At 72.1% G+C, this 25,124-nt stretch carries 17 protein-coding genes and 2 pseudogenes; 13 read left to right on the top strand and 6 right to left on the bottom strand.

The window, feature by feature from the left end; translation table 11 throughout:
* Nucleotides 1–277: 277 nt before the first annotated feature.
* Nucleotides 278–493 (top strand): SCO2195 family GlnR-regulated protein, encoded by a 216-nt coding sequence (locus AMK22_RS06120; protein ID WP_073782192.1) that lies wholly within the window; start codon nucleotides 278–280, stop codon nucleotides 491–493.
* A gap of 19 nt (nucleotides 494–512) precedes the next feature.
* Nucleotides 513–1,226, top strand: a complete 714-nt coding sequence (locus AMK22_RS06115; RefSeq protein ID WP_073782191.1) for a DUF4191 domain-containing protein — start codon at nucleotides 513–515, stop codon at nucleotides 1,224–1,226.
* Between the two features lie 124 nt (nucleotides 1,227–1,350).
* On the opposite strand, the gene AMK22_RS06110 is transcribed toward AMK22_RS06115, so the two are convergent.
* Complete coding sequence (locus AMK22_RS06110) at nucleotides 1,351–1,818, bottom strand: RDD family protein (RefSeq protein ID WP_073782190.1); 468 nt, start codon at nucleotides 1,816–1,818, stop codon at nucleotides 1,351–1,353.
* A 226-nt stretch (nucleotides 1,819–2,044) separates the two neighbouring features.
* Here AMK22_RS06110 and glnA point away from each other — a divergent pair, with 226 nt between their 5' ends.
* Nucleotides 2,045–3,454: a type I glutamate--ammonia ligase gene (gene glnA, locus AMK22_RS06105; RefSeq protein ID WP_073782189.1), complete on the top strand. Its 1,410-nt coding sequence runs from the start codon at nucleotides 2,045–2,047 to the stop codon at nucleotides 3,452–3,454.
* 147 nt (nucleotides 3,455–3,601) lie between these two features.
* Here glnA and AMK22_RS06100 read toward each other — a convergent pair whose 3' ends face one another.
* The gene (locus tag AMK22_RS06100) at nucleotides 3,602–3,871 is read right to left on the bottom strand and encodes a hypothetical protein (protein WP_073782188.1); all 270 of its coding nucleotides are present in this window, start codon (nucleotides 3,869–3,871) and stop codon (nucleotides 3,602–3,604) included.
* A gap of 119 nt (nucleotides 3,872–3,990) precedes the next feature.
* Here AMK22_RS06100 and AMK22_RS06095 point away from each other — a divergent pair, with 119 nt between their 5' ends.
* Nucleotides 3,991–4,350, top strand: coding sequence for an arsenate reductase family protein (locus tag AMK22_RS06095; RefSeq protein ID WP_073782187.1), 360 nt, complete (start codon nucleotides 3,991–3,993; stop codon nucleotides 4,348–4,350).
* A 179-nt stretch (nucleotides 4,351–4,529) separates the two neighbouring features.
* Here AMK22_RS06095 and AMK22_RS06090 read toward each other — a convergent pair whose 3' ends face one another.
* Entirely contained in the window at nucleotides 4,530–5,444 is a 915-nt protein-coding gene (locus AMK22_RS06090; protein ID WP_073782186.1) for a Gfo/Idh/MocA family protein, read from the bottom strand.
* A 247-nt stretch (nucleotides 5,445–5,691) separates the two neighbouring features.
* Here AMK22_RS06090 and AMK22_RS06085 point away from each other — a divergent pair.
* From AMK22_RS06085 to AMK22_RS06045, 9 genes and pseudogenes are all read left to right on the top strand, one after another.
* A pseudogene (locus AMK22_RS06085) lies at nucleotides 5,692–7,233 on the top strand (hypothetical protein); the annotation flags it as partial.
* A gap of 113 nt (nucleotides 7,234–7,346) precedes the next feature.
* Nucleotides 7,347–8,504, top strand: coding sequence for an ARPP-2 domain-containing protein (locus tag AMK22_RS06080; protein ID WP_073782185.1), 1,158 nt, complete (start codon nucleotides 7,347–7,349; stop codon nucleotides 8,502–8,504).
* Between the two features lie 238 nt (nucleotides 8,505–8,742).
* Nucleotides 8,743–9,777, top strand: coding sequence for a glutamine synthetase (gene glnII / locus AMK22_RS06075; protein WP_073782813.1), 1,035 nt, complete (start codon nucleotides 8,743–8,745; stop codon nucleotides 9,775–9,777).
* Nucleotides 9,778–9,990: 213 nt separating this feature from the next.
* Nucleotides 9,991–10,902: a DUF6891 domain-containing protein gene (locus AMK22_RS06070; protein ID WP_073782184.1), complete on the top strand. Its 912-nt coding sequence runs from the start codon at nucleotides 9,991–9,993 to the stop codon at nucleotides 10,900–10,902.
* Nucleotides 10,903–11,257: 355 nt separating this feature from the next.
* The gene (locus AMK22_RS06065) at nucleotides 11,258–11,866 is read left to right on the top strand and encodes a winged helix-turn-helix domain-containing protein (RefSeq protein ID WP_073782183.1); all 609 of its coding nucleotides are present in this window, start codon (nucleotides 11,258–11,260) and stop codon (nucleotides 11,864–11,866) included.
* A 134-nt stretch (nucleotides 11,867–12,000) separates the two neighbouring features.
* Complete coding sequence (locus AMK22_RS06060) at nucleotides 12,001–12,825, top strand: hypothetical protein (protein WP_073782182.1); 825 nt, start codon at nucleotides 12,001–12,003, stop codon at nucleotides 12,823–12,825.
* 206 nt (nucleotides 12,826–13,031) lie between these two features.
* Complete coding sequence (locus AMK22_RS06055) at nucleotides 13,032–13,937, top strand: metal-dependent hydrolase (RefSeq protein WP_073782181.1); 906 nt, start codon at nucleotides 13,032–13,034, stop codon at nucleotides 13,935–13,937.
* A gap of 2 nt (nucleotides 13,938–13,939) precedes the next feature.
* Nucleotides 13,940–15,022: a PDR/VanB family oxidoreductase gene (locus tag AMK22_RS06050; RefSeq protein ID WP_073782180.1), complete on the top strand. Its 1,083-nt coding sequence runs from the start codon at nucleotides 13,940–13,942 to the stop codon at nucleotides 15,020–15,022.
* A 145-nt stretch (nucleotides 15,023–15,167) separates the two neighbouring features.
* On the top strand, nucleotides 15,168–15,932 hold the full coding sequence (locus AMK22_RS06045; RefSeq protein ID WP_073782179.1) for a TetR/AcrR family transcriptional regulator: 765 nt from the start codon (nucleotides 15,168–15,170) through the stop codon (nucleotides 15,930–15,932).
* Nucleotides 15,933–16,014: 82 nt separating this feature from the next.
* Here the strand turns inward: AMK22_RS06045 and AMK22_RS06040 are convergent, their stop codons facing one another.
* From AMK22_RS06040 to AMK22_RS06030, 3 genes and pseudogenes are all read right to left on the bottom strand, one after another.
* Nucleotides 16,015–18,051, bottom strand: a complete 2,037-nt coding sequence (locus AMK22_RS06040) for an ATP-binding protein (RefSeq protein WP_073782811.1) — start codon at nucleotides 18,049–18,051, stop codon at nucleotides 16,015–16,017.
* A 189-nt stretch (nucleotides 18,052–18,240) separates the two neighbouring features.
* On the bottom strand, nucleotides 18,241–23,553 hold the full coding sequence (pulA, locus tag AMK22_RS06035; RefSeq protein WP_073782178.1) for a pullulanase-type alpha-1,6-glucosidase: 5,313 nt from the start codon (nucleotides 23,551–23,553) through the stop codon (nucleotides 18,241–18,243).
* A gap of 125 nt (nucleotides 23,554–23,678) precedes the next feature.
* Nucleotides 23,679–25,067 (bottom strand): annotated as a pseudogene (locus AMK22_RS06030) (alpha-amylase); the annotation flags it as partial.
* Nucleotides 25,068–25,124: the final 57 nt, after the last annotated feature.

The following is a 25,124-nucleotide window of genomic DNA, read 5'->3' as shown; positions in this document are numbered from 1 at the left end:
CCTGACAGTGACGCTGGGTGCTCACGGTGCGGTGACACCAGGTGGTCGCAGCACGGTGACGCCGGGCGGTCACGCCGCGGCGGCACCCCGCGCCGCTGTCGCCGCCACCGTCCCCTTTCCCGCACCCACGCCACCGCTCACCCACCCGCTTCCCCCACCCGCTTCGCGCAACGCGGTCCGGAGCAGTCCGCCCCGGGCCGTCCGTTCCGGGCAGCCGGGTACGCGCGGCTCGTCCGCACGACCCGGTCCGCACATCCGCTCCGAGGAGATCTCCACGATGCAGGCCGTGCCGGTACGCGCCACCACCCTCCCTTCCGTCACCCATGCCCTTCGCGCCGTCGAATCGCTGCTGCTGAGCGGCGGCCAGCGCACCGCCCGCCGCAACGCCTGGACCGCCGTCCTGGAGGACCGCCGCCGGGCCGAGGACCGTGTGGAGACCGAGCACGTACTGGCCGGGCACGTACCGGAGGCCGCGGCCGACCGCCGTTCCTGAGCCACGTAAACTTCTGTGCATGGCGAGGAAGGCAAACACTGAAGGCGCGGAGAGCGCCGAGAACGCGGGGCGGCTCAAGCAGATCGCCCTGACCTACAAGATGACCCGGCGGACCGATCCCAAGGTCGGTCTTGTCGTCGCGGGCGTGGGAATCGTCACCTTCGGTGTCCTCCTCGGGGTCGGCTTCCTGATCGACCACCCGGTCTACGTGGGCATTCTGGGCTTCGTACTGGCTCTCCTCGCGATGGCGATCGTCTTCGGGCGGCGTGCCGAGCGCGCGGCCTTCGGGCAGATGGAGGGGCAGCCGGGTGCCGCGGCGGCGGTGCTCGACCGGGTGGGCCGCGGCTGGACCACGACCCCCGCGGTCGCGATGAACCGCAGCCAGGACGTCATCCACCGCGCCGTCGGCAAGGCGGGCATCGTGCTGGTCGGCGAGGGCAACCCGAACCGGGTGAAGCAGCTGCTCGCGGCCGAGAAGAAGAAGATGGCGCGCATCCTGATCGACGTGCCGGTGCACGACATCATCGTCGGCAACGACGAGGGCCAGGTGCCGCTGAAGAAGGTGCGCACCAAGATGCTGAAGCTGCCCCGGGTGCTCACCGGCCCGCAGGTGACCACCGCCAACGACCGGCTGCGCGCGATGGGCGATCTGATGAGCAACATGCCGCTGCCGAAGGGTCCCATGCCGAAGGGCATGCGGATGCCTCGTGGCGGCGGCGGGAAGATGCGCTGACGCCCGACGCGGCGGAAACGGAAACGAGGGTGGGGCGGACCGATTCGGTCCGCCCCACCCTCGTTTCCGTCGTCCTGTGCCGGCCGTCCCATGCCGCCGGATGACCCGGACGACGGTCCCGGACTCAGATGCGGACCTGGACGGCGCGGGACAGGCGGTCGTGCAGACCACGCCCGTCGCGGTCCCAGACCAGGGCGGGGACGGCCAGGCACAGCAGCAGGCTGCGGACGACGACGCGCCCGAAGCCGAGCCGACCACCGTTCTCGGCGACGATCCTGATGCCCAGGACGCGCTTGCCGGGCGTGCAGCCGATGGTCCCCACGGTGAGCACGCTCAGCACGAAAAAGACGCCGAGGGCCCAGTTCCCGACCGCCTGCTGGTCACCGCGGGCGAACAGCCCGTACGCGATCAGCATGCACAGGGCCCAGTCGATGAAGAGGGCACCGAAGCGGCGGCCGAGCGGTGCCACGGACCCCGGCCCGTCCTCCGGCAGTCCGAGCCGCTTGCCCCGGTGGCCGAAGTCGACCCCCATCTCCTCGGCAGCCACGCGCGGTCCGGAGAGCCACGATCCGATTACTTGCCTCTTGTCCACCCGACCACGGTACTGCGCCCGGCCGCGGCCCCGGCCGGGCGGGTCCGCGGACGGGCGAACAGGCGAGAGGCACCACCCGCACACGGCCCGGTTAACTTCTGCGAAACAAATGGGTCATGATTGAGAAATCCGGTCTGCCTATGGTCGGGGCCAGCGCGTGCCACCGCACTGGCCGCACGATGGGCTACAACCCCGTCCCTCCCGGGCCGGGAGTAGGAGGAGTTGGATGTTCCAGAACGCCGACGACGCGAAGAAGTACATCGCGGACAATGACGTCAAGTTCATCGACGTCCGGTTCTGCGACCTGCCCGGAGTGATGCAGCACGTCACGGTCCCGGCGGCGACCTTCGACCCGGCCGACGACCTCGCCTTCGACGGCTCGTCGATCCGCGGCTTCCAGGCCATCCACGAGTCCGACATGGCGCTGCGCGCGGACCTGTCGACTGCCCGTGTCGACCCGTTCCGCCGCGACAAGACCGTCAACATCAACTTCTTCATCCACGACCCGATCACCGGCGAGCAGTACAGCCGCGACCCCCGGAACGTGGCCAAGAAGGCCGAGGCGTACCTGGCCTCCACCGGCATCGCCGACACCGCGTTCTTCGGCCCCGAGGCCGAGTTCTACGTCTTCGACAGCGTCCGGTTCCAGACGTCGTCGAACGAGAGCTTCTACCACATCGACTCCGAGGCCGGCGCCTGGAACACCGGCGCGCTGGAGAACAACCGGGGTTACAAGGTCCGCTACAAGGGCGGCTACTTCCCGGTCCCGCCGGTCGACCACTTCGCCGACCTGCGTGCGGAGATGTCCCTGGAGCTGGAGAAGAGCGGTCTGGAGATCGAGCGCCAGCACCACGAGGTCGGCACCGCCGGCCAGGCCGAGATCAACTACAAGTTCAACACGCTGCTCGCCGCCGCCGACGACCTGATGCTCTTCAAGTACATCGTGAAGAACGTCGCCTGGCGCAACAACAAGACCGCGACCTTCATGCCGAAGCCGATCTTCGGCGACAACGGCTCCGGCATGCACGTCCACCAGTCCCTGTGGGCCGGTGGCCAGCCGCTCTTCTACGACGAGCAGGGCTACGCGGGCCTCTCGGACATGGCCCGCTACTACATCGGCGGCATCCTGAAGCACGCCCCGTCGCTGCTGGCCTTCACCAACCCGACGGTGAACTCCTACCACCGCCTGGTCCCCGGCTTCGAGGCCCCGGTCAACCTGGTGTACTCGCAGCGCAACCGCTCCGCCGCGATGCGTATCCCGATCACCGGCGCCAACCCGAAGGCCAAGCGCGTCGAGTTCCGCGCCCCGGACCCGTCGTCGAACCCGTACCTCGCCTTCTCCGCGCTGCTGATGGCCGGTCTCGACGGCATCAAGAACAAGATCGAGCCCGCCGAGCCGATCGACAAGGACCTCTACGAGCTGGCCCCCGAGGAGCACGCGAACGTCCAGCAGGTCCCGACCTCCCTCCCGGCCGTCCTGGACGCGCTGGAGGCGGACAACGAGTACCTCCAGGCCGGCGGCGTCTTCACGGCCGACCTGATCGAGACCTGGATCGACTACAAGCGCACCAACGAGATCGCCCCGATCCAGCTGCGCCCGCACCCGCACGAGTTCGAGCTGTACTTCGACCTGTAAGGAGCGGGCCGGGCGACTTGCACGGGGGCGCAGAACCCACTGTGACCGCCTGGCCGGACGGTTGACGGTGCGGACCGGAGCCCGCGCCCCGGGGTACGGGGTGCGGGCTCCGGGTGATGGGCGAACGGGCGGGTCGGCGGACGGCCGTCAGCGGCCGTGGCGGATCAGGGAGCGGACCATGCGGCAGGTGGTGTCGGACGGCGGATGGATGCCGATGCGCTCGGCGGTCGCGCGTATCCTGCGGTCGGTCGCGGTCGACGGACAGTAGACGCCCGTGTCGAGCAGGGCGATCGCCAGGCGCATGGCCTTCAGGCGACGGTTGTGGGTGATGTACCACTCGCGGGGCCGTCCTGCGGGGAGCGGCTTCTTCCGCAAGGGCTTGTGATACTGCTCGGTCGTGACTGCGGCAACGGCCATGGGCATCCTCCTGGCACGGTCGTGGAACCCTCACGAACTCCCTCCATTTTACGGCCCACCACTGACAATCGGCCCTGGCCAGCGGCACTTTGAAGGGTTTCTCCCGTACCGTTGGCACCATGGAGATCTGGATCAATCCCGCCTGTTCGAAGTGCCGCAGCGCGGTGAATCTGCTCGACGCCGTGGGTGCCGAGTACACCGTCCGCCGCTACCTGGAGGACGTGCCGTCGCCGGACGAGATCCGGGGCGTGCTGGACCGGCTCGGGCTGGAGCCGTGGGACATCACTCGTACGCAGGAGGCGGAGGCGAAGGACCTCGGGCTCAAGGAGTGGCCGCGCGAGGCCGGTTCGCGGGAGCGGTGGATCTCGGCGCTCGCCGGGCACCCGAAGCTGATCCAGCGGCCGATCATCACGGCCGACGACGGGACCGCCGTCGTGGCCCGTACGGACGAGGCCGTACGGGACGCCCTGGGGCGCTGAGGAGGGTGAGGCGCTGGGGGGAGGGGGCGCTGAGGAGGGACGGGGCGCCGGGCCCTGGCCGGACGCCGGGTGCGCCCAAGTGTCGCGCCCGGCTTCCCCTGTCCCCGCCTCGCCCGGCAGCCCGCGACCCCACCACCGCTGTGGCATCCCCCGCACCCGCCCGGTACCGCGCCCCTCCCCTACCGTTTCCCCGCCTGTTCCTCCGCCTCGGCCAGCAGTTCCGTCAGGCGCAGCCCGAACCGTACGTCGCACGGGTGCGGCTCCCCCGTGCGCGCCGAGTCGACGAGCGCGTCGACGGCCGCCCGGAACGAGCCGACCGCGTCGCTCCATCGCGGCAGGGTGACGACACCCTGTTCGCCGCGCAGCTCGATCTCGGTGCCCACTGCGCCCACCGGCGCGCCCAGGGCCAGGGTCACCGTGCTGGAAGCGCCGGAGGTATGGCGGAGGACCAGGTGGGTGGTGTCGGCACGGCCGCGGGCGGCGGTCAGCTCGGTCACGTCACCCAGCACCGGGAGCAGGACCGACAGGACGTGCGGGCCGACGTCCCACAGTCCGCCCTTCTCACGGCGCCAGGGCGAGGCCGCGTACTCGTTGGCCGTGTCGGGGGCGTACAGGGCTCCGATCCACTGGGCGTGGGCGGTGAACCAGTCGTCCAGGGCCGCCTGTTCGTCGATCCAGGCGGCGGTGGCGGGGGCGAACCGCAGAGTGCAGAAGACGACGGACGCGACCCCGGACTGCTCCACGGCCCGGGCGACCTCGCGGGCTCCCGCGATGGTGGTCGCGACCGGCTTGTCCAGCAGCAGATGGCGTCCGGTCGCCGCGGCGCGGGCGGCGAGATGGGCCTGGACGTCCGGTGGCACGGCGAACGCGATGGCGTCGCTGGCCGCGAAGAGCTCGTCGAGGCCCGTGCCGTCGCTGTACGCCGTGGTCCCGTGGGCGGCGGCCAGCGCCTCCGCCGCCTCGGGGCGGCGGCCCCACACGCCGCTCAGGACCGCGTCGGGGTGGGCGGCGAGGGCGGGTGCCTGTGTGTTCCTGGCCCAGGGGCCCGTACCGACGAGGCCGACGCGCAGAGGAATCGGGGAATGTGTCGTCATGGGGCAAGTCTGCCCGGTCCCCCGTTCCGGACCCGTGCCACGGCGCCCCGAGCGTGCCGCCCCGGACCCGTATCGCGGTTGGCACGGGACGAGGTCGCCGGATACGTTTGCGGGGCCGGCCGCGGGACTCCGGCCGCGACTTCCGGGACTTGCCTCTGAAGCAAAGATTTCGCTGTTCGCGCCCCCATTCCCCGGCCGGCGTCTCGCCGCCCCCGCGTACGGCGGCGCGCGACACCACGGGGGAACCATGACGGACACGTACACGAGCACGACCGCGGCCGGGGACTCCGGGACGGGCGCCGGTCTCGTCGCGGCGGAGGACGTGCTCCTCTTCGTGAACGCGGCGATCACCGCCACCGGCTGGCGCGATTTCCGCTCGACGGCCGAGCAGCAGCGGCTCTCGCTGGACTTCCTGCACGCGTACGTACGGATCAACTACCGCCGGGTGTACGCCGCCGCACTGGCCCTCGACATCAACGACCACAACGCCGTGCGCATCGTCCAGGGGCTGTTGGAGACCTCCTCCGAGGCGACGGCGCAGGAAAAGCGGGCCGAGGGGCGGCTGATCGCAGCCCGGCTGGCGAAGCTGCCGCCGCAGCGCGTCTACAAGCTGTTCCGGGCTCTGCGCACGGCCGGGGTGAACAACCGACGCACCCGCGCGATCACGCGCGACTGGCTGGCCGCCCGGCCGGATCCTGGGCACGACGCGGTGAAGTACCGCACCGGTCTGAAGACGGCCGCCCGCCATGCACACTTCCGGTTCGGCTCCGGCTCCGGCTCCGGCTCCGGCTCCGGCTCCGGCTCCGGCTCCGGTGAGAACGACGAGGCCGGTGAAGTGGGCGACTTCCTGTTCCGGCCCGGCCGACGGCCCCGCTACCGGCACCCGTTGCTCGACGCGTGGCGGCGCGCCCACTACGAACAGGGCGCCGTCGCGGAACTGCCGTTCACCGTCGCCGAGGGCTTCGCCGCCCGGCACGGGATGAAGCGCGAGGTGTTCCTGGAGCGGATGATCCCGCGGATGACCCGGCTGGAGCGGCTGCGGAGCGTGGAACGGCTGCGGGCCTCGGGGCGGCGCGGCCCCTCGGCGCAGGCGCCGCTGCCCGCGGACGTCGATCTGACGGTGATGCCGCTGACCCGGCTCGCGCTGTATGTGCTGTCTCTCGGCTTCGACGTACGGTCGGCGCACCGCGCGGAGCTGACGCGTGCGCTGCGCGCCGCCGCCCGGCGTGCGGCGGGCCCGCAGGCCGGGAGCTGGGGGAAGGTGGCGGGCGTGCTGGACGACAGTTACTCGTCCTTCGGGTCGAGCGAGACGCGGCGCCGCCCGCTCGCCGTGGCGCTGGGCTGCCACTTCCTGCTGGAGGCGCTGTCCGCGCCGGGCGCGTACACCGGGCTGTGGACCTCGGGCGGCACCGATCCGCTGCTGGCCAGGCCCTGGGGGCCGACGCCGCTGGGCAGCCGTGTGCTGGACGCGCTGGAGCACGGACCGGACCGGCTGGTCATCGTGTCGGACGGCTGGGACAACGCGCCGCCCGGTCTCGCGGGCGAGGTGCTGCGGGTGTGGCGGACCCGGCTCGATCCGGACCGACGCACGGCGGTGGTGCATGTGAACCCCGTGTACGACGCGGACGGCTTCGATGTGCGGCGGCTCTCCGGGGAGGTGCCCACGGCCGGCATCCGGGATGCGGAGGACCTGCCGGCGCTGGTGGAGATCGCCCGGTTTGCCGAAGGGCGCAGCGGGACGGATGCCCTGTATGCCTACCTGGACCGTCGGGTCGAACGATTCGTCGGAGGACGTCCCGCAACCGTCCCTGTCCCCGTCCCCGTCCCTGTCCCCGTCCCCGTCGCCGGTTCCGCCGCCGACGCCCGTGGGACGGACGACGCCCGGCGTACGGGGGACGTCTCGTGAACCGGCTCGAACCGACCGGGCTCGTCACCCGGCCCGCCCAGGTGTGGGGCGGCATCCGGCTGGTGCCGCTCGTCCGCGAGGAGCCCGTCGAGGGGCTCCGGCTGCACCGCGAGGTCTACGCGGGCTCCGCGACCGGCGTCGTCGACGTCGGCCCGCGCACGCACTACATCTCCTACATCCCGCACGGCTTCGTCGCCGACTGGTCCGGCGAGGGCGCGCAGACCGCCGCGTACGGGACGCAGCTCGGTCCCGGAGGGGACGACGCGTCGCGGAACCGGCCGCCCCGGACCGTACGGCTCCAGCGCGGCCGTCACCACCGGATGGCGAAGCGGCAGCCCGGCGACCGGCTGCGGTTCCTGCCGCTGCACCTCGCCCTGGAGGGGTATCTCGCCCTGCACTTCGGGGGCCCCTCCGTCGCCTGGGAGGAGTGGTCGCGCCAGGCGCTGCGCGACGGGCTCTCGCCGCGCGCCGAGAGCGCGTACATGGGGTGGTCGGTGCGCGGGCTCGGTGACGCGCTGCGGACCTTCGAGATCCACCCCGGCCAGTGCGGGGTGATGGTGTACGCGGCCGACGCGCTCGCCGCAGCGTTCGTGGTGCCGCATCCGGACGACTACCGGCTGCTGCACGGCTCGCTGGTCCAGGACATGTACGGGGAACTGGTCCACCACTACGCGCTGTACGGCGGACCGGTGGCGGAGTTCGCCGCGCGGATCGACGACGGTCCGCATCTGCGGACGCTCGCCGGTCTGCGGGCGGCGGCACGGGACCAGGAGCGGGTCTGGGCCGAGGCGCACGACACAGTGTTCGCCCGTGAGCTGCTGGACACGTCGTACGCCTTCGACCGGGTGTACCGGATGGGATCGTTCACGCTGTGGCGGTTCCTGCCGCCGTTCCGGCTCGACGGGGACGGCCGGCACATCGGGGAGACGATCACCGATCACAAGGGGCGGGTGGCGTACCTGAAGACGTTCCGGCTGTCGGACGCGCAGATCAGGCGCGGCCATCTGCTGCACCGGCTCGCCGCCGCGGACTGGCGGCTCACGGGCGCGGCGGCGGCCCTGGGCACCAGTGAGCAGGAGTTGCTGCGCCGGATCCGGTCCGCCGGTTTCGAGGCGCTGCTCAGGCACCGGGCGCCGGGCGGAATCCCGCGGTAGCACCGGGTACGCCCTCGCGGTTCCCCGGTGACACGGGTTCACACCCGCCCTCCCAGTAACAACCGAATATCCCAGTCACACCGATTGCCTCGACAGGGTCCGATTGTCGCGGCACCATCGGGCTCCTTCGGTAACACCGGGTTCACATACGGGCAACGGACGGGAAATCGCGGCTTGCGACTCTGAGGACGGCAGAAACCCGACCGCACCACCGCAGGACCCGCAAAGGATGGCTTCCGTGACGTTCAAGGCCGAGTACATCTGGATCGACGGCACCGAGCCGACCGCCAAGCTCCGTTCCAAGACGAAGATCATGGCCGCGGGCGCCTCGCGGGAGGTGGCGGAGCTGCCGCTCTGGGGCTTCGACGGCTCCAGCACCCACCAGGCCGAGGGACGCTCCTCCGACCTGGTGCTCAAGCCGGTGTTCTCGTGTCCGGACCCGATCCGGGGCGGCGACGACGTCCTCGTCCTGTGCGAGGTCCTCGACATCGACCTGACGCCTCACACCTCGAACACCCGCGCCTCGCTGCGCGAGGTGGCCGAGCGGTTCGCCGGTCAGGAGCCGATCTTCGGCATCGAGCAGGAGTACACCTTCTTCGACGGCCACCGTCCGCTCGGCTTCCCCGAGGGAGGCTTCCCCGCCGCGCAGGGCGGCTACTACTGCGGCGTCGGCGCCGACGAGATCTTCGGCCGCGACATCGTCGAGAAGCACCTCGACAACTGCCTGCGGGCGGGGCTCGGAATCTGCGGCATCAACGCCGAGGTGATGCCTGGCCAGTGGGAGTTCCAGGTCGGTCCGCTGTCCCCGCTGGAGGTCTCCGACCAGCTGTGGGTCGCCCGCTGGCTGCTGTACCGCACCGCCGAGGACTTCGACGTGTCCGCGACCCTGGACCCGAAGCCGGTCAAGGGCGACTGGAACGGCGCGGGTGCGCACACCAACTTCTCCACGAGGGCGATGCGCGAGGGCTACGAGGCGATCATCACCGCGTGCGAGTCGATGGGCGAGGGCTCGAAGCCGATGGACCACGTGAAGAACTACGGCGCGGGCATCGACGACCGTCTGACCGGTCTGCACGAGACCGCCCCGTGGAACGAGTACAGCTACGGCGTCTCGGACCGCGGCGCCTCGGTCCGCATCCCGTGGCAGGTCGAGCGGGACCGCAAGGGCTACATCGAGGACCGCCGGCCGAACGCCAACGTCGACCCGTACGTCGTCACGCGGCTGATCGTCGACACCTGCTGCACCGCGCTGGAGAAGGCCGACCAGGTCTGATCCAGGCACGGCCCGCCGGACTCCACCGAGCCCGGCGGGCCGTCGTCGGCCGCGCCCTTCCGCCGCCCGGTCCCGATCGTTCCGCGCACCGGCCGCGGTCCTCGCCCGCGCTCGCCCCCGCTCGTTCCCGATGTCGGCTGACCCGGTCGTTCCCGGTGCTCGCCCTCCGGCCGTTCCCGGCTCGTTGTCAGTGGCGTGTGTGAGGGTGGGCGCATGCTCGACATCAAGGTGGAGACCGAGAACTGGCAGAACCACACCCGCGTTTCGGAACGGGCGCTGGGCGATCTCGTGCACCGGATCGGCGGCGAGGACGACCACTTCCTGGTGGTGCAGCGCATACCCGACATCCCGGGCACCTACGTGCAGGTGTGGCACGAGCACGGCGGCGACTACCAACTGGAGCACCGCTCCGGCGGCCCCGCCACGCACTGCCGGACGGTGATCGGCTCGCCGGATCGGGTCGCCGAGCTGATGGCCCGCTGGGCACGCGAGGAGCCGGAGTGGGACGCGGGCGTGGAGTGGGAGAGCGCCGGAATGCCGGAGGAGGAGCCCGTTCCCGAGCTGCCTGCGGAGATCCGCGCGCAGTTGGAAGAACGGATACGGGTGCTGCTCCGCTGCGGTTACGACACGGTGGACGAGCTCACCGAGGCGGCCGAGGAGTACCTCGTGGAGGACGGGGTCCGTCCGGTGACCGAGGCGCAGGCGCGAGTGCTGGTGGAGCGGCTGTGGCTGGAGCGGGTCGAGGAGCAGCGGGGGTGGTCGGACGTGACCGACGCGGACCGGCTGGAGCGGGCGTTCGCCGCACTGGACGAGCGCGGGATCACGGCGCGGGAGCACTTCTCCTGCTGCCGTGCGTGCGGGCTCGGCGAGATGTACGACGCCGGACGCGAGGACGCGCGCGGCTTCGTCTTCTTCCATCTCCAGTGCACCGAGAGCGCGGCGGCCGGGCAGGGACTCTCGCTGTACTACGGCGGGTTCGACGAGTCGGAGGAGACGACCACCGCGGTCGGCCGTGAGGTGGCGGCGGCACTGGAGGGGGCGGGGCTGACGGTGAAGTGGGACGGTTCGCCGGACCAGGCGATCGAGCTGTTCCCGCTGGACTGGCGCAAGCGCCTCGTGGGGTGACGCGGGGCGTACGGGAAGGGCGGGGGAGAGCGGACCGGCGGGCCGACGCCGGAGTGTCGGATCCATGGCCGGAAGTGAGGAAGCCGACGCCGGGGCCGGTACGGACGGGTGGCGGACGCCTGCTGCGTCGTCGTGTTCTCTGGTTGAATGGGGCCATGGCCGGTATCCAGCACACCTCGACGGGTCGCAGCGACCTCGAACCGTTCTGGCCTTCCCGTCAGCACCACGACTTCGACAGGGTGTGTTGCCGCGCGTCGAACGCGCAGGCCCTCTAAAACCGCTCACCGCGGCCTTCGGTCCGCGCGCAAGCAAAGTCCGTCCGTCGACGACTCCTTCGCGCGAAAGAGCTGACCTCATGAAGAACAGCCGTACCCTGTCCCCCGCCACCGCGGCACCGTCGGCGGCCACTGCCGCCGCCTCCTCCGCCCGTTCCCTCTCCGCCAACCGCCATCGGCTGCGCGCCGTCGATCCCGACGAGGTCGTGCAGCTGGCCGATGTGGCGGAGTTCCTGCCGCCGGACGCCACCTGGCTGCCGGCACCCCAGCACACCGTCCCGGCGCTGCCCGGCCGACCGCCGATGGTCGGTTACCTGGTGCTCGTACCGGCCGATCAGCAGCCGGCGGTCGCCGCCGCGACCGCCGCGGCCCGGTACGTGGTGCCGTCGCCGGTGGACGAACCGGCCACCGGTCCGGTCAGCGTCGATCCCGCGCAGCGCACCGCGACGGTGGGCGGGAAGTCGCTCGACCTCACCTTCCTGGAGTTCGAACTGCTCGCCCATCTCGTCGCGCATCCGCACCGGGTGCACACCCGCCACCAGTTGGTGACCACGGTCTGGGGCTATGGGCACGTGGGCGACGGGCGCACGGTGGACGTCCACATCGCCCGGCTGCGCCGCAAACTGGGGGCCGAGCACCGGCGTTCGATCCAGACGGTGCGGCGCGTCGGGTACAAGTACGCCCCCTGAGACCGGGAGCGGGACCGTGCGCGGGGCCGTCCCGGTCCGGATGCCCACCGGACCGGGACGGCCCGGGTCGATGGCCCCGGGCCGGGAACGGTCGGGCGGAGTGACCATCGCACGATCCGTTCGTTCTGCTGAATGTGCGCCCACTGCCCGAGATACCTTCCACGGACGCCCGGGCCGACGCGGGGCGGGGCGGGGCTGCGCTCGTCGAGCACTATCCGCGGCTGACCCGGCTGGGATATCTGGTGCTGCCGCGGTCGCTCGGCCGTCATCGGCGGGTACTGACGGCGCACGCCCTCGCCCAGCGGGCCCTGCTGTCGGCGCACCGTACGGCGGACCCGGACCGCTCGGGGATCCCGTCGCCGCACCTGCCCGGCGATCCGATGGCGTCGGAGGATCCGCTCCACACGTGTGCCCGGGGGCTGGTGGTGCGGGCGGCGCTGGAGGCGGAACGCCCGTGGCACCGCCTCCGGACGGCGGCGTCGCTGCCGCAGGTGTGGGGGCTGCGGCTGGTGCCGCACTCGGGCGGATCGGACGAACTCGCCCTGGAACACGCCCTGTCGGAGCTCTCGGGCGCGGGGCGCGCCGCCTGCGTCCTGCGCGGCCTGGAACGGCTGCCCGACGCCCGGGTGCGACGGGTGCTCACCACCGCCGGGGTGGCGGACCCGCACGCGGCCCTCGCCGAGGCGGATGGTGTGCCGACGCCTCACCGGCTGCTCGACTCCCCGGAGTTCGACCCCTGTGCGCTCCACGTCCGCCCTCCGGACCTGCCGCGCCGCCACCAGTACACGAAGGCGGCGATGGCGGCCGTGGCGGCGCTGCTGGTGTGCGGGGCGCTGCTGGGTCCGCCGGGCCACGACCAGGAGCGCGACACCTCCCCCGCACGCCCGCGCGTCCCCGGCCCCACGGGCGAACGGGCCCCGGATCCGGATGCGCCGCTTCGCACGACGAGCGGCCGGTGAACTCCTGACAGCGGGAACGGCGGCCCCCGCCCCGCGGGGCGGGGTCGCGCGCCGGCTACGTGTCCGCGCGCAGGCCCGGCCCGCGTGCCCCCCTCCGCCGACACCGGTCCGTACGGGCGCTCCGCACCGGCCCGGTGTCCGGGCACCCCGAGGAAATCGTCGTACGCCCCCTGTCACATCGGCATACCCGTCAGTACATTGACGTCATGTCTCATACGCAGCCGGCGCCGGTCACGTCGGAGCGGACGCCGCTCAAGGCCCGCAAGGTCTCCTTCGCCTGGGACGAGACACCCCTGCACTGGGTGCCGGGCGACCCGTTCACCACGCACACCATCAACGTGCTGCATCTGCTGCTGCCCGCCGGGGAACGCTGGTTCGTCCACGTGTACCGGCAGGTCCTGCCGTACATCCACGACGAGCGGTTGCGCCAGGACGTCCTCGGGTTCATCGGACAGGAGGCCGTGCACTCGCAGGCCCACGACGACGTGCTGCCCCATCTGAGGCGGCTCGGTCTGGACCCCACGCCGTACACCGCGCAGATCGACTGGTTCTTCGAGAAGCTCCTGGGCGACCGGACGCTGCCACCGGGCCGGGCCCGGAAGTGGTGGCTGATGGAGCGGGTGGCGATGATCGCGGCGATCGAGCACTACACCGCGTTCCTGGGCGACTGGGTGCTGAACGCCGAGGAGCTGGACCGGCGCGGCGCCGATCCGACGATGCTGGACCTGCTGCGCTGGCACGGCGCGGAGGAGGTCGAGCACCGCTCGGTCGCGTTCGACCTGTTCATGCACGTCGACGGCGGCTACCGGCGGCGGGTGCGGACCTGGGCGACGTGCTTCTCCGCGCTGTTCTTCCTCTGGCAGCGCGGCGCGCGCTTCTTCATGGAGAACGACCCGACGCTGCTGGACGGCAAGGCGTCGTTCAAGGAGTTCTACGTCAGCGGCAGGCAGGGCACGCTGCCCGCGACGGGTGATCTGCTGCGCTCCGTCCCCCGCTATCTGAGCCGCTCCTACCACCCCTCGCAGGAGGGCAGCACGGCCCAGGCGATGGACTACCTCGCGCACTCGCCCGCGGCGACGGCCGCCGAGGCCCGGACGACGGGGGGCCACTGACCATGCCGCTCCCGCTGCCCCGCGCACGCACCGCCCTGCTCCTCACCGGCGCCGCGCTGCTGGCCCGGCGTGCCGTGCGCCGCCGCGTCCGGCGCTCCCCGCTGTGGCCGCTCCCGGCCCTGGACACCCCGGTGTCGGGGCACTCGGGCCGCCGCTCCACCACCACCCACCGGCTGCTGATCACGGAACGTGCCTCAGCCGCCGAGGACGTGGTCCTGCTCCGTCTGGAGGGCGCCGGTCTGCCGGCCTGGCAGCCCGGCGCGCACCTCGATCTGCTGCTGCCCTCCGGCCTGGTCCGGCAGTACTCGCTGTGCGGGGACCCGGCCGCCGCCGACACGTACACGATCGCGACGCGCCTGGTGGAGGACGGCCGGGGCGGCTCGCGGGAGGTCCACGAACGGCTTCGCGCGGGCGACGAGGTGGAGGTCCGCGCCCCGCGCAACCGGTTCCCGCTCGTCGACGCCCCCGCGTACCTCTTCGTCGCGGGCGGCATCGGCATCACCCCGATCCTGCCGATGCTGCGGTCCGTGGCCGCCTCGGGGGCCGACTGGCGGCTGCTGTACGGCGGACGGTCCCGTGCCTCGATGCCGTTCCTGGACGAGATCGAGAAGCTGGGCGCGGAGGGCGGCCGGGTGACGGTCGTCCCCGCCGACGAGGCGGGCCGTCCGGACACGGCCGGGGCCCTGGCGGACACGGCGGAGGGCACGGCCGTCTACTGCTGCGGTCCCGAGCCTCTGATGGACGCGGTCGCCGCCGCCCTGCCGCCCGGCCGCACCCTCCACCTGGAGCGCTTCGCCCCGGCGAGCACGTCGACGGCCGGTGCCGGCCCCTTCGAGGTCGAACTGCGCCGCTCCGGCCGCACGGTCCACGTGACGGCGGACCGGTCGGTGCTGTCCGCGGTGCGCGAGGAACTTCCGCACGTCTCCTACTCCTGCGAACAAGGCTTCTGCGGTACGTGCCGGCAGAGCGTCCTGGAAGGCGAGGTCGATCACCGTGACGAGCTGCTGACCGACTCGGAACGGGACGACTCGATGCTGATCTGCGTGTCCCGGTGCCGGGGAGGACGACTGGTCCTGGACCTGTGACGGCAGCGGGCCGGCCGTCGCCCCGCGGATCGTCGGCGGGCCGGCCCGACACCTCCCACCAGCCCCCGCCCGGCGCCGTGACCGGCGGCGTCGGCCGCGACGGGGTCAGACGCCGCCGGTCACGGCACTGGGTACGCTGTCCACCATGACGACCGGAGTGCGGCGCAGGATGGGCGTCGAGGAGCGCAGGCGGCAACTGATCGATGTCGCGCTGGAGTTGTTCAGCCACCGCGCCCCGGACGAGGTGTCGATCGACGAGATCGCGGCCGCGGCCGGGATCTCGCGCCCCCTGGTCTACCACTACTTCCCCGGGAAGCAGAGCCTGTACGAGGCGGCGCTGCGACGGGCGGCGGACGAGCTGGCGGCGCGGTTCGTCGAACCGCGTGAAGGACCGCTCGGTCAGCGGCTGTTGAAGGTGATGAAGCGGTTCTTCGACTTCGTCGACGAGCACGGCCCGGGGTTCTCGGCCCTGATGCGGGGCGGACCCGCGGCGGGCTCCTCGACGGCGAACGCGGTGATCGACGGGGTGCGGCAGGCGGCGTACGAGCAGATCCTGGCCCATCTCGGCGTCGAGGTCCCCCCGGCACGGCTGGAGTTGGTCGTGCGGTCGTGGGTTTCGCTGGCCGAGTCGACGGCGCTGATCTGGCTGGACGGGCGGCGTGTCCCGCGCGAGGAGCTGGAGACGCAGCTGGTGCACGACTTCGCGGCGCTGGCCGCGGTGAGCGCCGCGTACGACACCGAGATGGCGGGCATCGTGCTGCGAGTGCTCGCGCAGGAGCCGGCGGACGGGCCGTTCGGCGAGCTGCTGGAACGGCTCTCCGCCCTGGCACCCGCCGTACCGGTCGCACCGGCCGTTCCCGCGCAACGCGCGACGCCCACCGCGACGGACCCACGGACCGGCGCCCCGTGACGGCCCGGCCCTCCGGCTCGGCAGGTCGTGACGGGCTCGCGGCCCGGCGTTCCGCGGCACGGAGGCGTCCGGCGCCCGCGCGCTACATCAGCAGTTCGCCCTGGAGCGCCGCCGCCAGACCGACCTCCGCGTTGTCCGCCCGGCCCCGCTCGAAGGCGCGCTGGAAGGCGGCGTCGCCGACGGCCTCGCGGGCCCGGCGTTCGCACGCCTCGCGCAGCGGGCCCAGCTCGGGGGTGCCGCGCTGCGGGTGGCCGACCATGCGCCAGTAGACCTGGCCCGTGCCGTACACCCGGGCGGCGCGGGCACCGGCGCCCTGGGCGGCGATCGCCGCGGCCAGGATGTCCAGCCCGAGCGCGATGCCGAAGCGGTCGCGCAGGCGGTGCTTACCCGCGAGCATCGCGCGGGCGTGGGCGGCGGAAGCCTCGGCGTCGCCCCGCAGCAGGGCGATCAGGGCGAGCTGGTAGTCGACGTAGCTGCGGGTCCAGCACTCGTCCTGGGCCTCGCAGACGGCGCGCAGGTTGCGAGCCGCCTCGGCCGCCTCTTCCAGCCGGCCGAGGCTGGTCAGGGCGAAGACGGTGATGAGGCGGCAGCGCAGCCGGTAGGCGGCTTCGAGCCGGGTCCCGGCGTCGGCGACGCGCAGGACCTGGTCGATCCGGCGCAGGCCCGCCTCGGGACGGCCGGTCATCAGATGGGTGAGGCCGCACAGGTAGGCGGCGGCGAGGATGCCCTCGTGGGTGCCGTCCCGGGACGCGGACCGGGTGCACTCCCGGCCCAGGCGGCGGGCAGCCGGGTAGTCGCCCTGGAGCATGACGGTCATGCCCAGCACCCACAGGGCGCGGGTGCGGTGCGGGCCCTGTTCCGGGCCGACGTCCAGAGCGCGCCGCGCGTAGTCGCGGGTCTGCGGCAGATGGCCGCAGCAGCACCAGAAGAAGCCGATCCGGCCCGCCATCTCCTGGGCGGCCGCGGTGTCGTGGACCAACAGATGGTCGAGGGCCGCGCACAGGTCGGCGTGCGTCTCGGCGATGCGGTGGTACCAGATGATCTGGTCGTCACCGGTCCAGCCCGCGTGGGCCCGGCGGGCCAGGCCGAGGAAGCAGGCGGCGTGCCGGTCGGCGGCGGCCCGCTCCTCGCCCAGTTCGGCGAGCCACATCCGCCCGTACTCGCGGATGGTGTCGAGCATCCGGTGGCGTGCGCCGTCCCGTCGGACGACGGACTTGGCGACCAGGCCGTTCAGCGCCCCGGTGACCCCGTCCGCGGTGAGCGGTCCGCCGGCGCAGACCTCGCGGGCGGTGGCCTCGTCGAAGTCGCCGCGCAGGACGGTCAGCCGCGCCCAGAGCAGCCGCTCCGGAGGGGTGCACAGTTCATGGCTCCAGCCGATGGCGGTGCGCAGGGTGCGGTGGCGCGGCGGCAGGGCCGTGTCGTCGGCCGGCACGTCGAAGCGGGTGCGGATCCGGGCGGCGACCTGCTCGACGCTCTCCCCGCCGAGGGCCCCGGCCGCGAGTTCGATGGCGAGCGGGATGCCTTCGAGACGGCGGCAGATCTCGGCGGCGGCCGCGGTGTCGGCCGGTGCGTGGAGGGCGAGTCCGGGGGCCGCGGCCACGGCCCGGTCCCGGAACAGGGTCAGCGCGTCGCCCGCGCCCTCGAACGGCAGCGGCTCGACCTCGACGAGCCGTTCGCCCCGCAGACCGAGCGGCTGCCGGCTGGTGGCCAGCACGGTGAGGCCGGGCGAGGTGGTGAGGACCTCGCCGAGCAGGTGCGCGCTGGCCGGGAGCAGGTGTTCGCAGGAGTCGAGGACCAGCAGCAGTTCCTTGTCGGCGAGCCATTCGCACAGCGCGTCGATGGGCATGCGCAGGGTGTGGTCGGAGAGCCCGACCGCGTCGGAGACGGTCGCGATGAGCAGGCTGTCGTCGTGCAGCGGGGACAGGTCCGCCCAGCGGGCCCCGTCGCGGTACGCGGAGGCCGCGTGTCGTGCGGCGCGGGCGGCGAGCCTGGTCTTGCCGACGCCTCCGCTTCCGGTGAGGGTGGTCAGCCGGTGAGCGGCGACGGTGCGTTCGAGCCCGGCCAGTTCCGCTTTCCGTCCGACAAAGCTCGTCGTCTCCTCGGGGATGTCGCTCGCCATGGTCACCGTCACTGAAACAGGTGGACCGGCCGGCCCCGGCCCCTGGTCCGTACGCCCCAGGCATGGGAGGGACCTGGGGGTGCCGGAGAAGGGGCCGGGACCGGCCGGGGGTGGGAAGGGCGTACCGGGGGTGCCCAGGTGCGGCACTCCCCGGCGGCTGCCTGGTGCCCAACCTAGTACTGTCGCGGCTCAGTTCTGGGCGAACACCGCCACCGTGCGTCCCGGAACGGTGAAACTTCCTGAACTTTGCTCATACGTCGACTTCTTAACGGTAGGATCAGCGCCTTTCGCCTGGACGGGGTGCAGGGCGAACCGTTTCTCCGCCAGAGCCGTGACCGTCTGCGTCGTGGTGCCGGGGGTGGCGTTGAAGACGACGAGCAGCCTGCCGAGGCGCATGGTGATCACGCCCGGTGTCTCCTCCTTCCCGGAGAGCGGGAAGGACAGGGCGGACTGCACCCGCGCGGTGGTGGCGAGGCCGAAGTCCCGTTCCGTGGCGCGGATGGTCAGCAGGTCGCGGTAGGCGGCCGAGGCGCCCTCGATCTGCGCGCACCCCGGCCGGAGGGCGGTGTCGGCGAGCAGCGGCCGGGCGTAGGACCATTTGGAAGCGTTGTCGGCGGCCGGGGGCAGCCCGCGGCCGAAGCCGTTGCCGTCGCGGCAGTCCCAGTGCAGGGCGTTGAACCAGTCGCCGCTGTCGTACGAGTTGCGGTCCAGGGACTTGGAGCGCAGCAGGTCGGTGCCCGCCTGGGAGAGCGAGGGGCCCTGCGAGAGGGCGGCCGTCGCCATCGCGAGAACCTGCGCGCGGGCCCGGTCCGCCGCCGTCGTGCCCGCCGGGAGCTTGAAGGCGAGCGCGTCGTACAGCGACTCGTTGTCGTGCGCGTCGACGTAGGCGAGGGCGTCGCCGGGGGCGGCGGCGTATCCGGCGGGAGCGCCGTTGTAGTCGACCTCGGAGCCCCTGACGGCACGGCCCGAGGAGTCGGTGAAGGCGTAGTCGGCGAGGCCGCCGGTGAGACCGACCTTGATCAGGTCCTGGTGGTGCAGCAGCCGGGCCTTCTGTTCGGCCTTCGTGCCGTTGGCCGGTGAGGTGTTGGGGTCGGTGTACAGACCGGTGGCGAAGCCCTGCACGCCCGGGTCCTCGTCGAAGGGGCCGCCGCCGCGCACGGCGTCGCGGGCGCGGTCGGAGAAGGTGGCGATGCCGGTGCCGGCCATGTTCTTCTGCGTGGCCTGGACGAACCGGGCGTCGTCGGCGACCTCGCCGAAGTTCCAGCCCTCCCCGTACAGGACGATCCTCTTCCCGTCGACGCCGTCCTTCGCCACGGTCAGCGCGTCCAGCGCCTTGCGGACGGCGAGGATGTTGGCCCTGGGGTGGTGGCCCATCAGGTCGAAGCGGAAGCCGTCGATCTTGTACTGCCGGGCCCAGGTGACGACCGAGTCGACGACGAGCCGGCCCATCATGGTGTGCTCGGGCGCGGTGCCCGCGCAGCAGGTGGAGGTGGCGACGGTGCCGTCGTCCAGCAGCCGCTGGTAGTAGCCGGGCACGATCCGGTCGAGCACGGACTTGTCGTCCTGGCCGGCGGCGACGGTGTGGTTGTAGACGACGTCCATGACGGCGCGCAGGCCCGCGCCGTTGAGTCCCTGCACCATCCGGCGGAACTCGACGGTGCGCCGGGGGCCTTCCGGGTCGGAGGCGTAGGAGCCCTCCGGGACGGTGTAGTGCAGCGGGTCGTAGCCCCAGTTGAAGCCGTCGCGGGCGGCGGCCGCGGCCACGCACGCCTGCTGTTCGGCGGAGTCGGGGGCGTACACGGACAGGTCGCAGGCGGGTTCGGTGCGGTCGGACTTCTTCTCGGGGATGGTGCCGATGTCGAAGGCGGGCAGCAGGTGGACGTAGTTGGTTCCGGCGTCGGCGAGCCTCTTGAGGTGCTTCATGCCGTCGGAGCGGGTGTCGGTGAAGGCGAGGTACTGGCCTGGGTGTTTCGAGGTGCGGTCCGCGATCGAGAAGTCGCGGATGTGCAGTTCCTGGATCCGGGCCTCGCGCAGCGGGACGGCGGCGGGCTTCCTCAGCCCGTTCCAGCCCTCGGGCGCGAGCCGCGGGTCGTCGAGGTCGACGACGAGGCTGCGGGCGGAGTCGGTGGTCAGGGCGGTGGAGTAGGGGTCGGTGACCTTGTTGGTGACGAACTTCCCGACGGTGGGCGCCCAGACGTCGACCACGTAGCGGTAGGGCCTGCCCGTCCATTTCTTTGTGCCCGTGACGGACCAGACGCCGGTGCGGTCGTCGCGGCGCATGGGAATGGTGCGGCCGTCGAGTTCGAGGGCGACGGTACGGGCGGTGGGCGCCCACACGGACAGGATGGGGCGGCCGTGGTCGAACACCGGGCCGAGCGGGGCGGTGGCCGCGTGCTTCCCGTACAGGTCGTCGAGCACGCCCGCGGTCTGGACGCCGGTGGCCGCGAGCAGGGCGCCGTCGGCGGCGCGCTGGGTGGCGATCAGCTGGCCGCGCAGCGCGTCACGGACCCGGTCCCGGTCCCGGACGTCCACGGTGAACGCCGGGTAGTCCTTGAGGTTCGGGTGCGCGGCCTTCTGCGCGTCGGTCAGCGCGGAGGGGGTGAGCCGCAGCCACTGGCCCTGGTCGGAGAGCTCCCCGTCGACGACGGTGAGAGAGCCGCCCGGTGCGTGGACGAGCTGCTGGCTGGTGGCCGCGGTGGCCTTCACCTTCCATACGACGGTGTCGGCGTCGATCCACTGCGCCTCGGCCTTGCCGAGGTCGGGCGCGGGTACGCCGCCGGCCTGGGGCAGCAGGTAGCCGGGGGTTCCGCCGAGCAGCCAGACCTCGTTCCCGTGGGTGGCGAGGTCGAGGGACTGGTCGCCGGGGAGGTCCTTCTCGTCGCCCTTGTGCAGGATGTAGCCGAGCGAGGTGGCGTCCTCGGCGAGCGGTACCTCGAAGGTGGCGCCGGAGGCGTCCTGCTTCACCGGCCGGAGCGGCTTCGCCCAGTCGGTGGGGTTCTTGGCGCCGGTCCAGGTGTGCAGTCCCCAGCCGTCGTAGTCGCCGTCGGCCCGGTAGTAGTGCAGGACGGCCTTGGTGGTGTCCTGCGGCGGGTAGGCGCCGTCGGGGGCCTTGTCGGCCTGTCCGTCCTCGCCCTGTTCGATCCAGACCTCTCCGGTCCTGGCGAGTTCGACGGTGCGCTGCGGCCCGTCGGCGGCGCCGTCCCTCTCGACGGTGTACGGGAGGGTGGACGCGCCCTCTTCGAGCTTGATCCAGGCGAACGCGCCGTAGGCGTCGCGTCCGGTGAAGCCGGCCGCGGTGTCGCCGGAGCGGAGCTTCCAGCCGTCGTAGTCGCCGTCGGCGCGCCGGTAGTGGACGACGGCGTAGTCGCGCTGGACGGCCACGGGCTTCGTCTCGGCGGGGGCCTGTCCGGCGGTGGTCGCGGCGAGGGCGCTCGCGGTGCGGCCGGCGCGGTCGACGACGACCGCCTTGTAGCGCAGCGGTGTTCCGGCCGCCACCTTGCCGTCCAGGTACTGGGTGACCTTGTACGGGGCGTGGTCGGCGGAACCGAGCGTGACCCACTTGCCGTTGCCGGTCTGGGCGGCGAAGACGACGCGGTTCAGCTGTCCGCCGTCGACGTCGGCGGACAGCTCCACGGTGCCGGTGGCTCCGGCGGCGGGCGCCTTCAGGGTGATCGAGGGCCTGGTGGCGGGGTCGGCCATCGGCTTCTCGGCGCGCAGCACGAGGCTGGAGAGGGCGGGGACGGTGACCGTGATCTTCTTGTCCGCACCGCTGCGGACCGTACCCGAACCTCCGTACAACGTACGGAATTTCATGTCGACCGATGCGGTGGGAAGCTCGACGGTGCGCGGGGCGGTGGCGTTGTTGGTGGCCACGAGGTACTCGTTCGGCTTCTCGGGGTCCGTGCGGGAGAAGGCGTGGACGGAGCCCTGCGCGTACCGCTCGGTCTGAACGCCGTCGCGCAGTGCCGGGTTCTTCCTGGTCAGTTCGGAGAGCGCGGCGATGCTCCGGTACAGCGGGTGGTCCGGGTCGTACGCGTCGTCCGCGTGGGTGCGGTCGGTGCCGATCCGGTCGTCGTCGAGGTAGTCGGCGGTCTTCGAGGCGAACAGGGTCTGGCGGGCGTCCTTGTCGCCGCCCGCTCCGGTGAAGCCCTGTTCGTCGCCGTAGTAGACGACGGGGTTCCCCCGGCCGAGGAACATCAGCTCGTTGGCGAGCTCCGCGCGCCGGACGAGCTCCGCGTCGTCGGCCTTCGGGTTGTCCTGCTTGAGAAACGTCCCGATGCGGCCCATGTCGTGGTTGCCGAGGAAGGTCACCTGCTCGTAGGCGTTGGCCTTGTCGGTGGTGTAGCGGTAGTCGTCACCGAACACCGCCGCGAGCTTCGCGGCCGGGGCGCCCTGCGAGGCGTACTGGCGTGCCGCTTCCTGGAAGGGGAAGTCGAGCGTCGCGTCGAGCCGGCCCCGGGTGACGTAGGGCGAGGTGACTGCGGTGTCGGCGGAGTAGACCTCGCCGAACATGAAGAAGTCCGCACGGCCGCGCTCGGCCGCGTAGGCGTCCAGGGCCGTGGCCCACTGGGTCCAGAAGTCCAGGTCGACGTGTTTGACGGTGTCGATCCGGAAGCCGTCGATGTCGAAGTCCCTGACCCACCTCTCGTAGATCTTCTCCATGCCGGAGACGACCTCGGGCCGCTCGGTCCACAGGTCGTCCAGCCCGGCGAAGTCGCCGTAGGTGGCGGACTCGCCGGCGAAGGTCGAATCGCCGCGGTTGTGGTACATCGTCGGGTCGTTGAGCCAGGACGGGACCTTGTTCCCGGTGTTCTCGGGCGTGTACGGGAACGAGTCCGCGTCCACCTTCGCGAGGCCCTTGGCGTCGTCGAACGGGCGGCCGTCCCGGTCCAGGTACGGGTAGGCGCCCTTCGGCCGGTAACCGTAGGTCTTCTCGGCGTAGTCGACGGTGTCCGCGGTGTGGTTGGTGATGACGTCGAAGAAGACCTTCATGCCCTTGGCGTGGGCCCTGTCGATCAGCTTCGACAGGTCGGCGTTGGTGCCGAAGTGCGGGTCGACCTGGGTGAAGTCGGTTATCCAGTAGCCGTGGTAGCCGGCCGAGGCGTCCTTGCCCGTGCCCTGGACGGGGCGGTTCTTGAAGATCGGGGCGAGCCAGATGGCGGTGGTGCCGAGGCCCTTGATGTAGTCGAGGCGGTCGGTCAGGCCCTTGAGGTCGCCGCCCTGGTAGAAGCCCTTGTCCGTGGGGTCGTAGCCGGTCCGCAGGCGTGAACCGGTCAGCCCGCCGCGGTCGTTGGAGGGGTCGCCGTTGGCGAACCGGTCGGGCAGGACGAAGTAGAACTGTTCGCGCGTCAGGTCGTGGCGGGCCGGTTCGGCGGCCAGCCGGGCGTCGGAGGGCGGGGCCGGGGGTCTCGGTGCGGCGGAGGCGGAGGCCGCCGGGACGACGGGGAGGAGCGCGGCGCAGAGCGCGGCCGCGATTCCCCGTCCGAGGAGGGAGCGGGACACGTGCGGATTCTCCTTGCGTGTGCTGTGGGAATCGGGGGACGGGGCGGGGCCCGTCGGCGGTGCGCACCGGTCCGGGGCGCCCAGGTGTGCGGGGCGCCCCGGACCGGTCGGCCGGGTCAGTCGCCGCAGGTGCGGGCGCCCACGTGCAGGGCGACGGCCGTGTCCGCGCCGAGCGTGGCGGTGAAGCGGCCGGAGGAGTCGACGGTGACGCCCCTGCCGGACTGGACGTCGCAGTAGTCACCGGCGGGCAGCGAGGTCTGGAAGGTGCGGTTGAGCGGGGAACCCTCGTGGTTGATCGCGACGTACGCCCGGGCGCCGCGGCCGAACGCGATCCGGTCGCCGCCGTCGTCCCACCAGTCGGTGACGGGCTCGCCGCGCGCGGTGTTGCGGAGGGCGACCATGGAGGAGATCTCCGGCCAGGCGTGCTGGCACTTCCAGCCGTCGCGGTAACAGGCGTTCACCGTACCGCCGCCCGGCGGCCCGGCGTCCTTGTCGGACCACTCGTACCCGGAGTGGACGTCGGGCGAGCCGTACGGCCAGGCCAGCATGAAGACGTGGGCGAGGGTGTACGCGGCGCCGTCCTTGTAGCTGAGCGTGTCGCCGCCGCGTTCGGTGTCGTGGTTGTCGACGAAGACCGCGGCCGTCGACGAGGGCATGAAGGCCCAGCCCTCGCCGTAGTTCTTCAGATACGCGAGCTTCTCGCCGGTGAGGACCTGCTTGAGGCCGCGTGCGTAGCGGAACTCCTGGACGTCCCCGTTGCCGGCGTACTCCTCGGGCTGGACGGCCTCCCCCGCCCCGTGTATGACCTCCTGTTTCCAGTAGACGTCCGGGTCGCTCAGCCGGGACTTGATGTCCGCCAGGTCGGCGGCGGGCATGTGCTTGGCCGCGTCGATGCGGAAGCCGTCGACGCCGAGCGAGCGCAGGTCGTCGAGGTAGCGGGCGATCCTGCCGCGGACGTACTCCTCGCCGGTGTCCAGGTCGGCGAGGCCGACGAGTTCGCAGTTCTGGACGTTCGCCCGGTCCCGGTAGTCGGTGACCGGCGCGGTGCAGTCGTCCATGTCGGGCGCGGAGTACAGGCCGGGATAGTCGTACTTCGTGTACGAGGTGCCTCCGGTGCCGGTGCCGGAGCCCGCCGCCATGTGGTTGATGACGGAGTCCACGACGACGCCGACGCCCGCTTCGTGGCAGGCGTTCACCATGGCGGCGAAGGAGGCGCGGTCGCCGAGCCGCCCGGCTATCCGGTAGCCGACGGGCTGGTACGAGGTCCACCACTGGTCGCCCCGGATGTGCTCCTGGGGCGGTGAGACCTGCACGTAGCCGTAGCCGGCCGGACCCAGGGACTCCTTGCACGCCTGGGCGACGGAGTCGAACTTCCACTCGAAGAGAACGGCGGTGACGTCCTTGTCGCCGGGCGCGGACGCCTCGGCGGTGGCGGCGGGGGCCATGAGGACGGTGGCGCCCGCCGCCAGGGCGAGCGCCGCGGACAGGGGTCCGCGCAGTGCTGTGCGTGCCATGTTTCCTCCTGTTGCGGGGAGAAATGCGGGTCACGGTGCCGGGTACGGGATCGAGGG

Source organism: Streptomyces sp. CB01580, from assembly GCF_001905795.1.
Lineage (GTDB): Bacteria > Actinomycetota > Actinomycetes > Streptomycetales > Streptomycetaceae > Streptomyces.
The sequence above is the reverse complement of the archived record's forward strand: the minus strand, read 5'-3'. Positions and strand labels throughout refer to the sequence as shown.

Bases quoted from the DNA above. Each gene is read 5' to 3' on its own strand.
- AMK22_RS06070 (WP_073782184.1), top strand. From the start codon at position 9,991: ATGCTCGACATCAAGGTGGAGACCGAGAACTGGCAGAACCACACCCGC.
- AMK22_RS06100 (WP_073782188.1), bottom strand. From the start codon at position 3,871: ATGGCCGTTGCCGCAGTCACGACCGAGCAGTATCACAAGCCCTTGCGG.
- AMK22_RS06065 (WP_073782183.1), top strand. From the start codon at position 11,258: ATGAAGAACAGCCGTACCCTGTCCCCCGCCACCGCGGCACCGTCGGCG.
- AMK22_RS06090 (WP_073782186.1), bottom strand. From the start codon at position 5,444: ATGACGACACATTCCCCGATTCCTCTGCGCGTCGGCCTCGTCGGTACG.
- AMK22_RS06095 (WP_073782187.1), top strand. From the start codon at position 3,991: ATGGAGATCTGGATCAATCCCGCCTGTTCGAAGTGCCGCAGCGCGGTG.
- AMK22_RS06050 (WP_073782180.1), top strand. From the start codon at position 13,940: ATGCCGCTCCCGCTGCCCCGCGCACGCACCGCCCTGCTCCTCACCGGC.
- glnA (WP_073782189.1), top strand. From the start codon at position 2,045: ATGTTCCAGAACGCCGACGACGCGAAGAAGTACATCGCGGACAATGAC.
- AMK22_RS06055 (WP_073782181.1), top strand. From the start codon at position 13,032: ATGTCTCATACGCAGCCGGCGCCGGTCACGTCGGAGCGGACGCCGCTC.
- AMK22_RS06045 (WP_073782179.1), top strand. From the start codon at position 15,168: ATGACGACCGGAGTGCGGCGCAGGATGGGCGTCGAGGAGCGCAGGCGG.
- AMK22_RS06040 (WP_073782811.1), bottom strand. From the start codon at position 18,051: ATGGCGAGCGACATCCCCGAGGAGACGACGAGCTTTGTCGGACGGAAA.
- AMK22_RS06120 (WP_073782192.1), top strand. From the start codon at position 278: ATGCAGGCCGTGCCGGTACGCGCCACCACCCTCCCTTCCGTCACCCAT.
- AMK22_RS06115 (WP_073782191.1), top strand. From the start codon at position 513: ATGGCGAGGAAGGCAAACACTGAAGGCGCGGAGAGCGCCGAGAACGCG.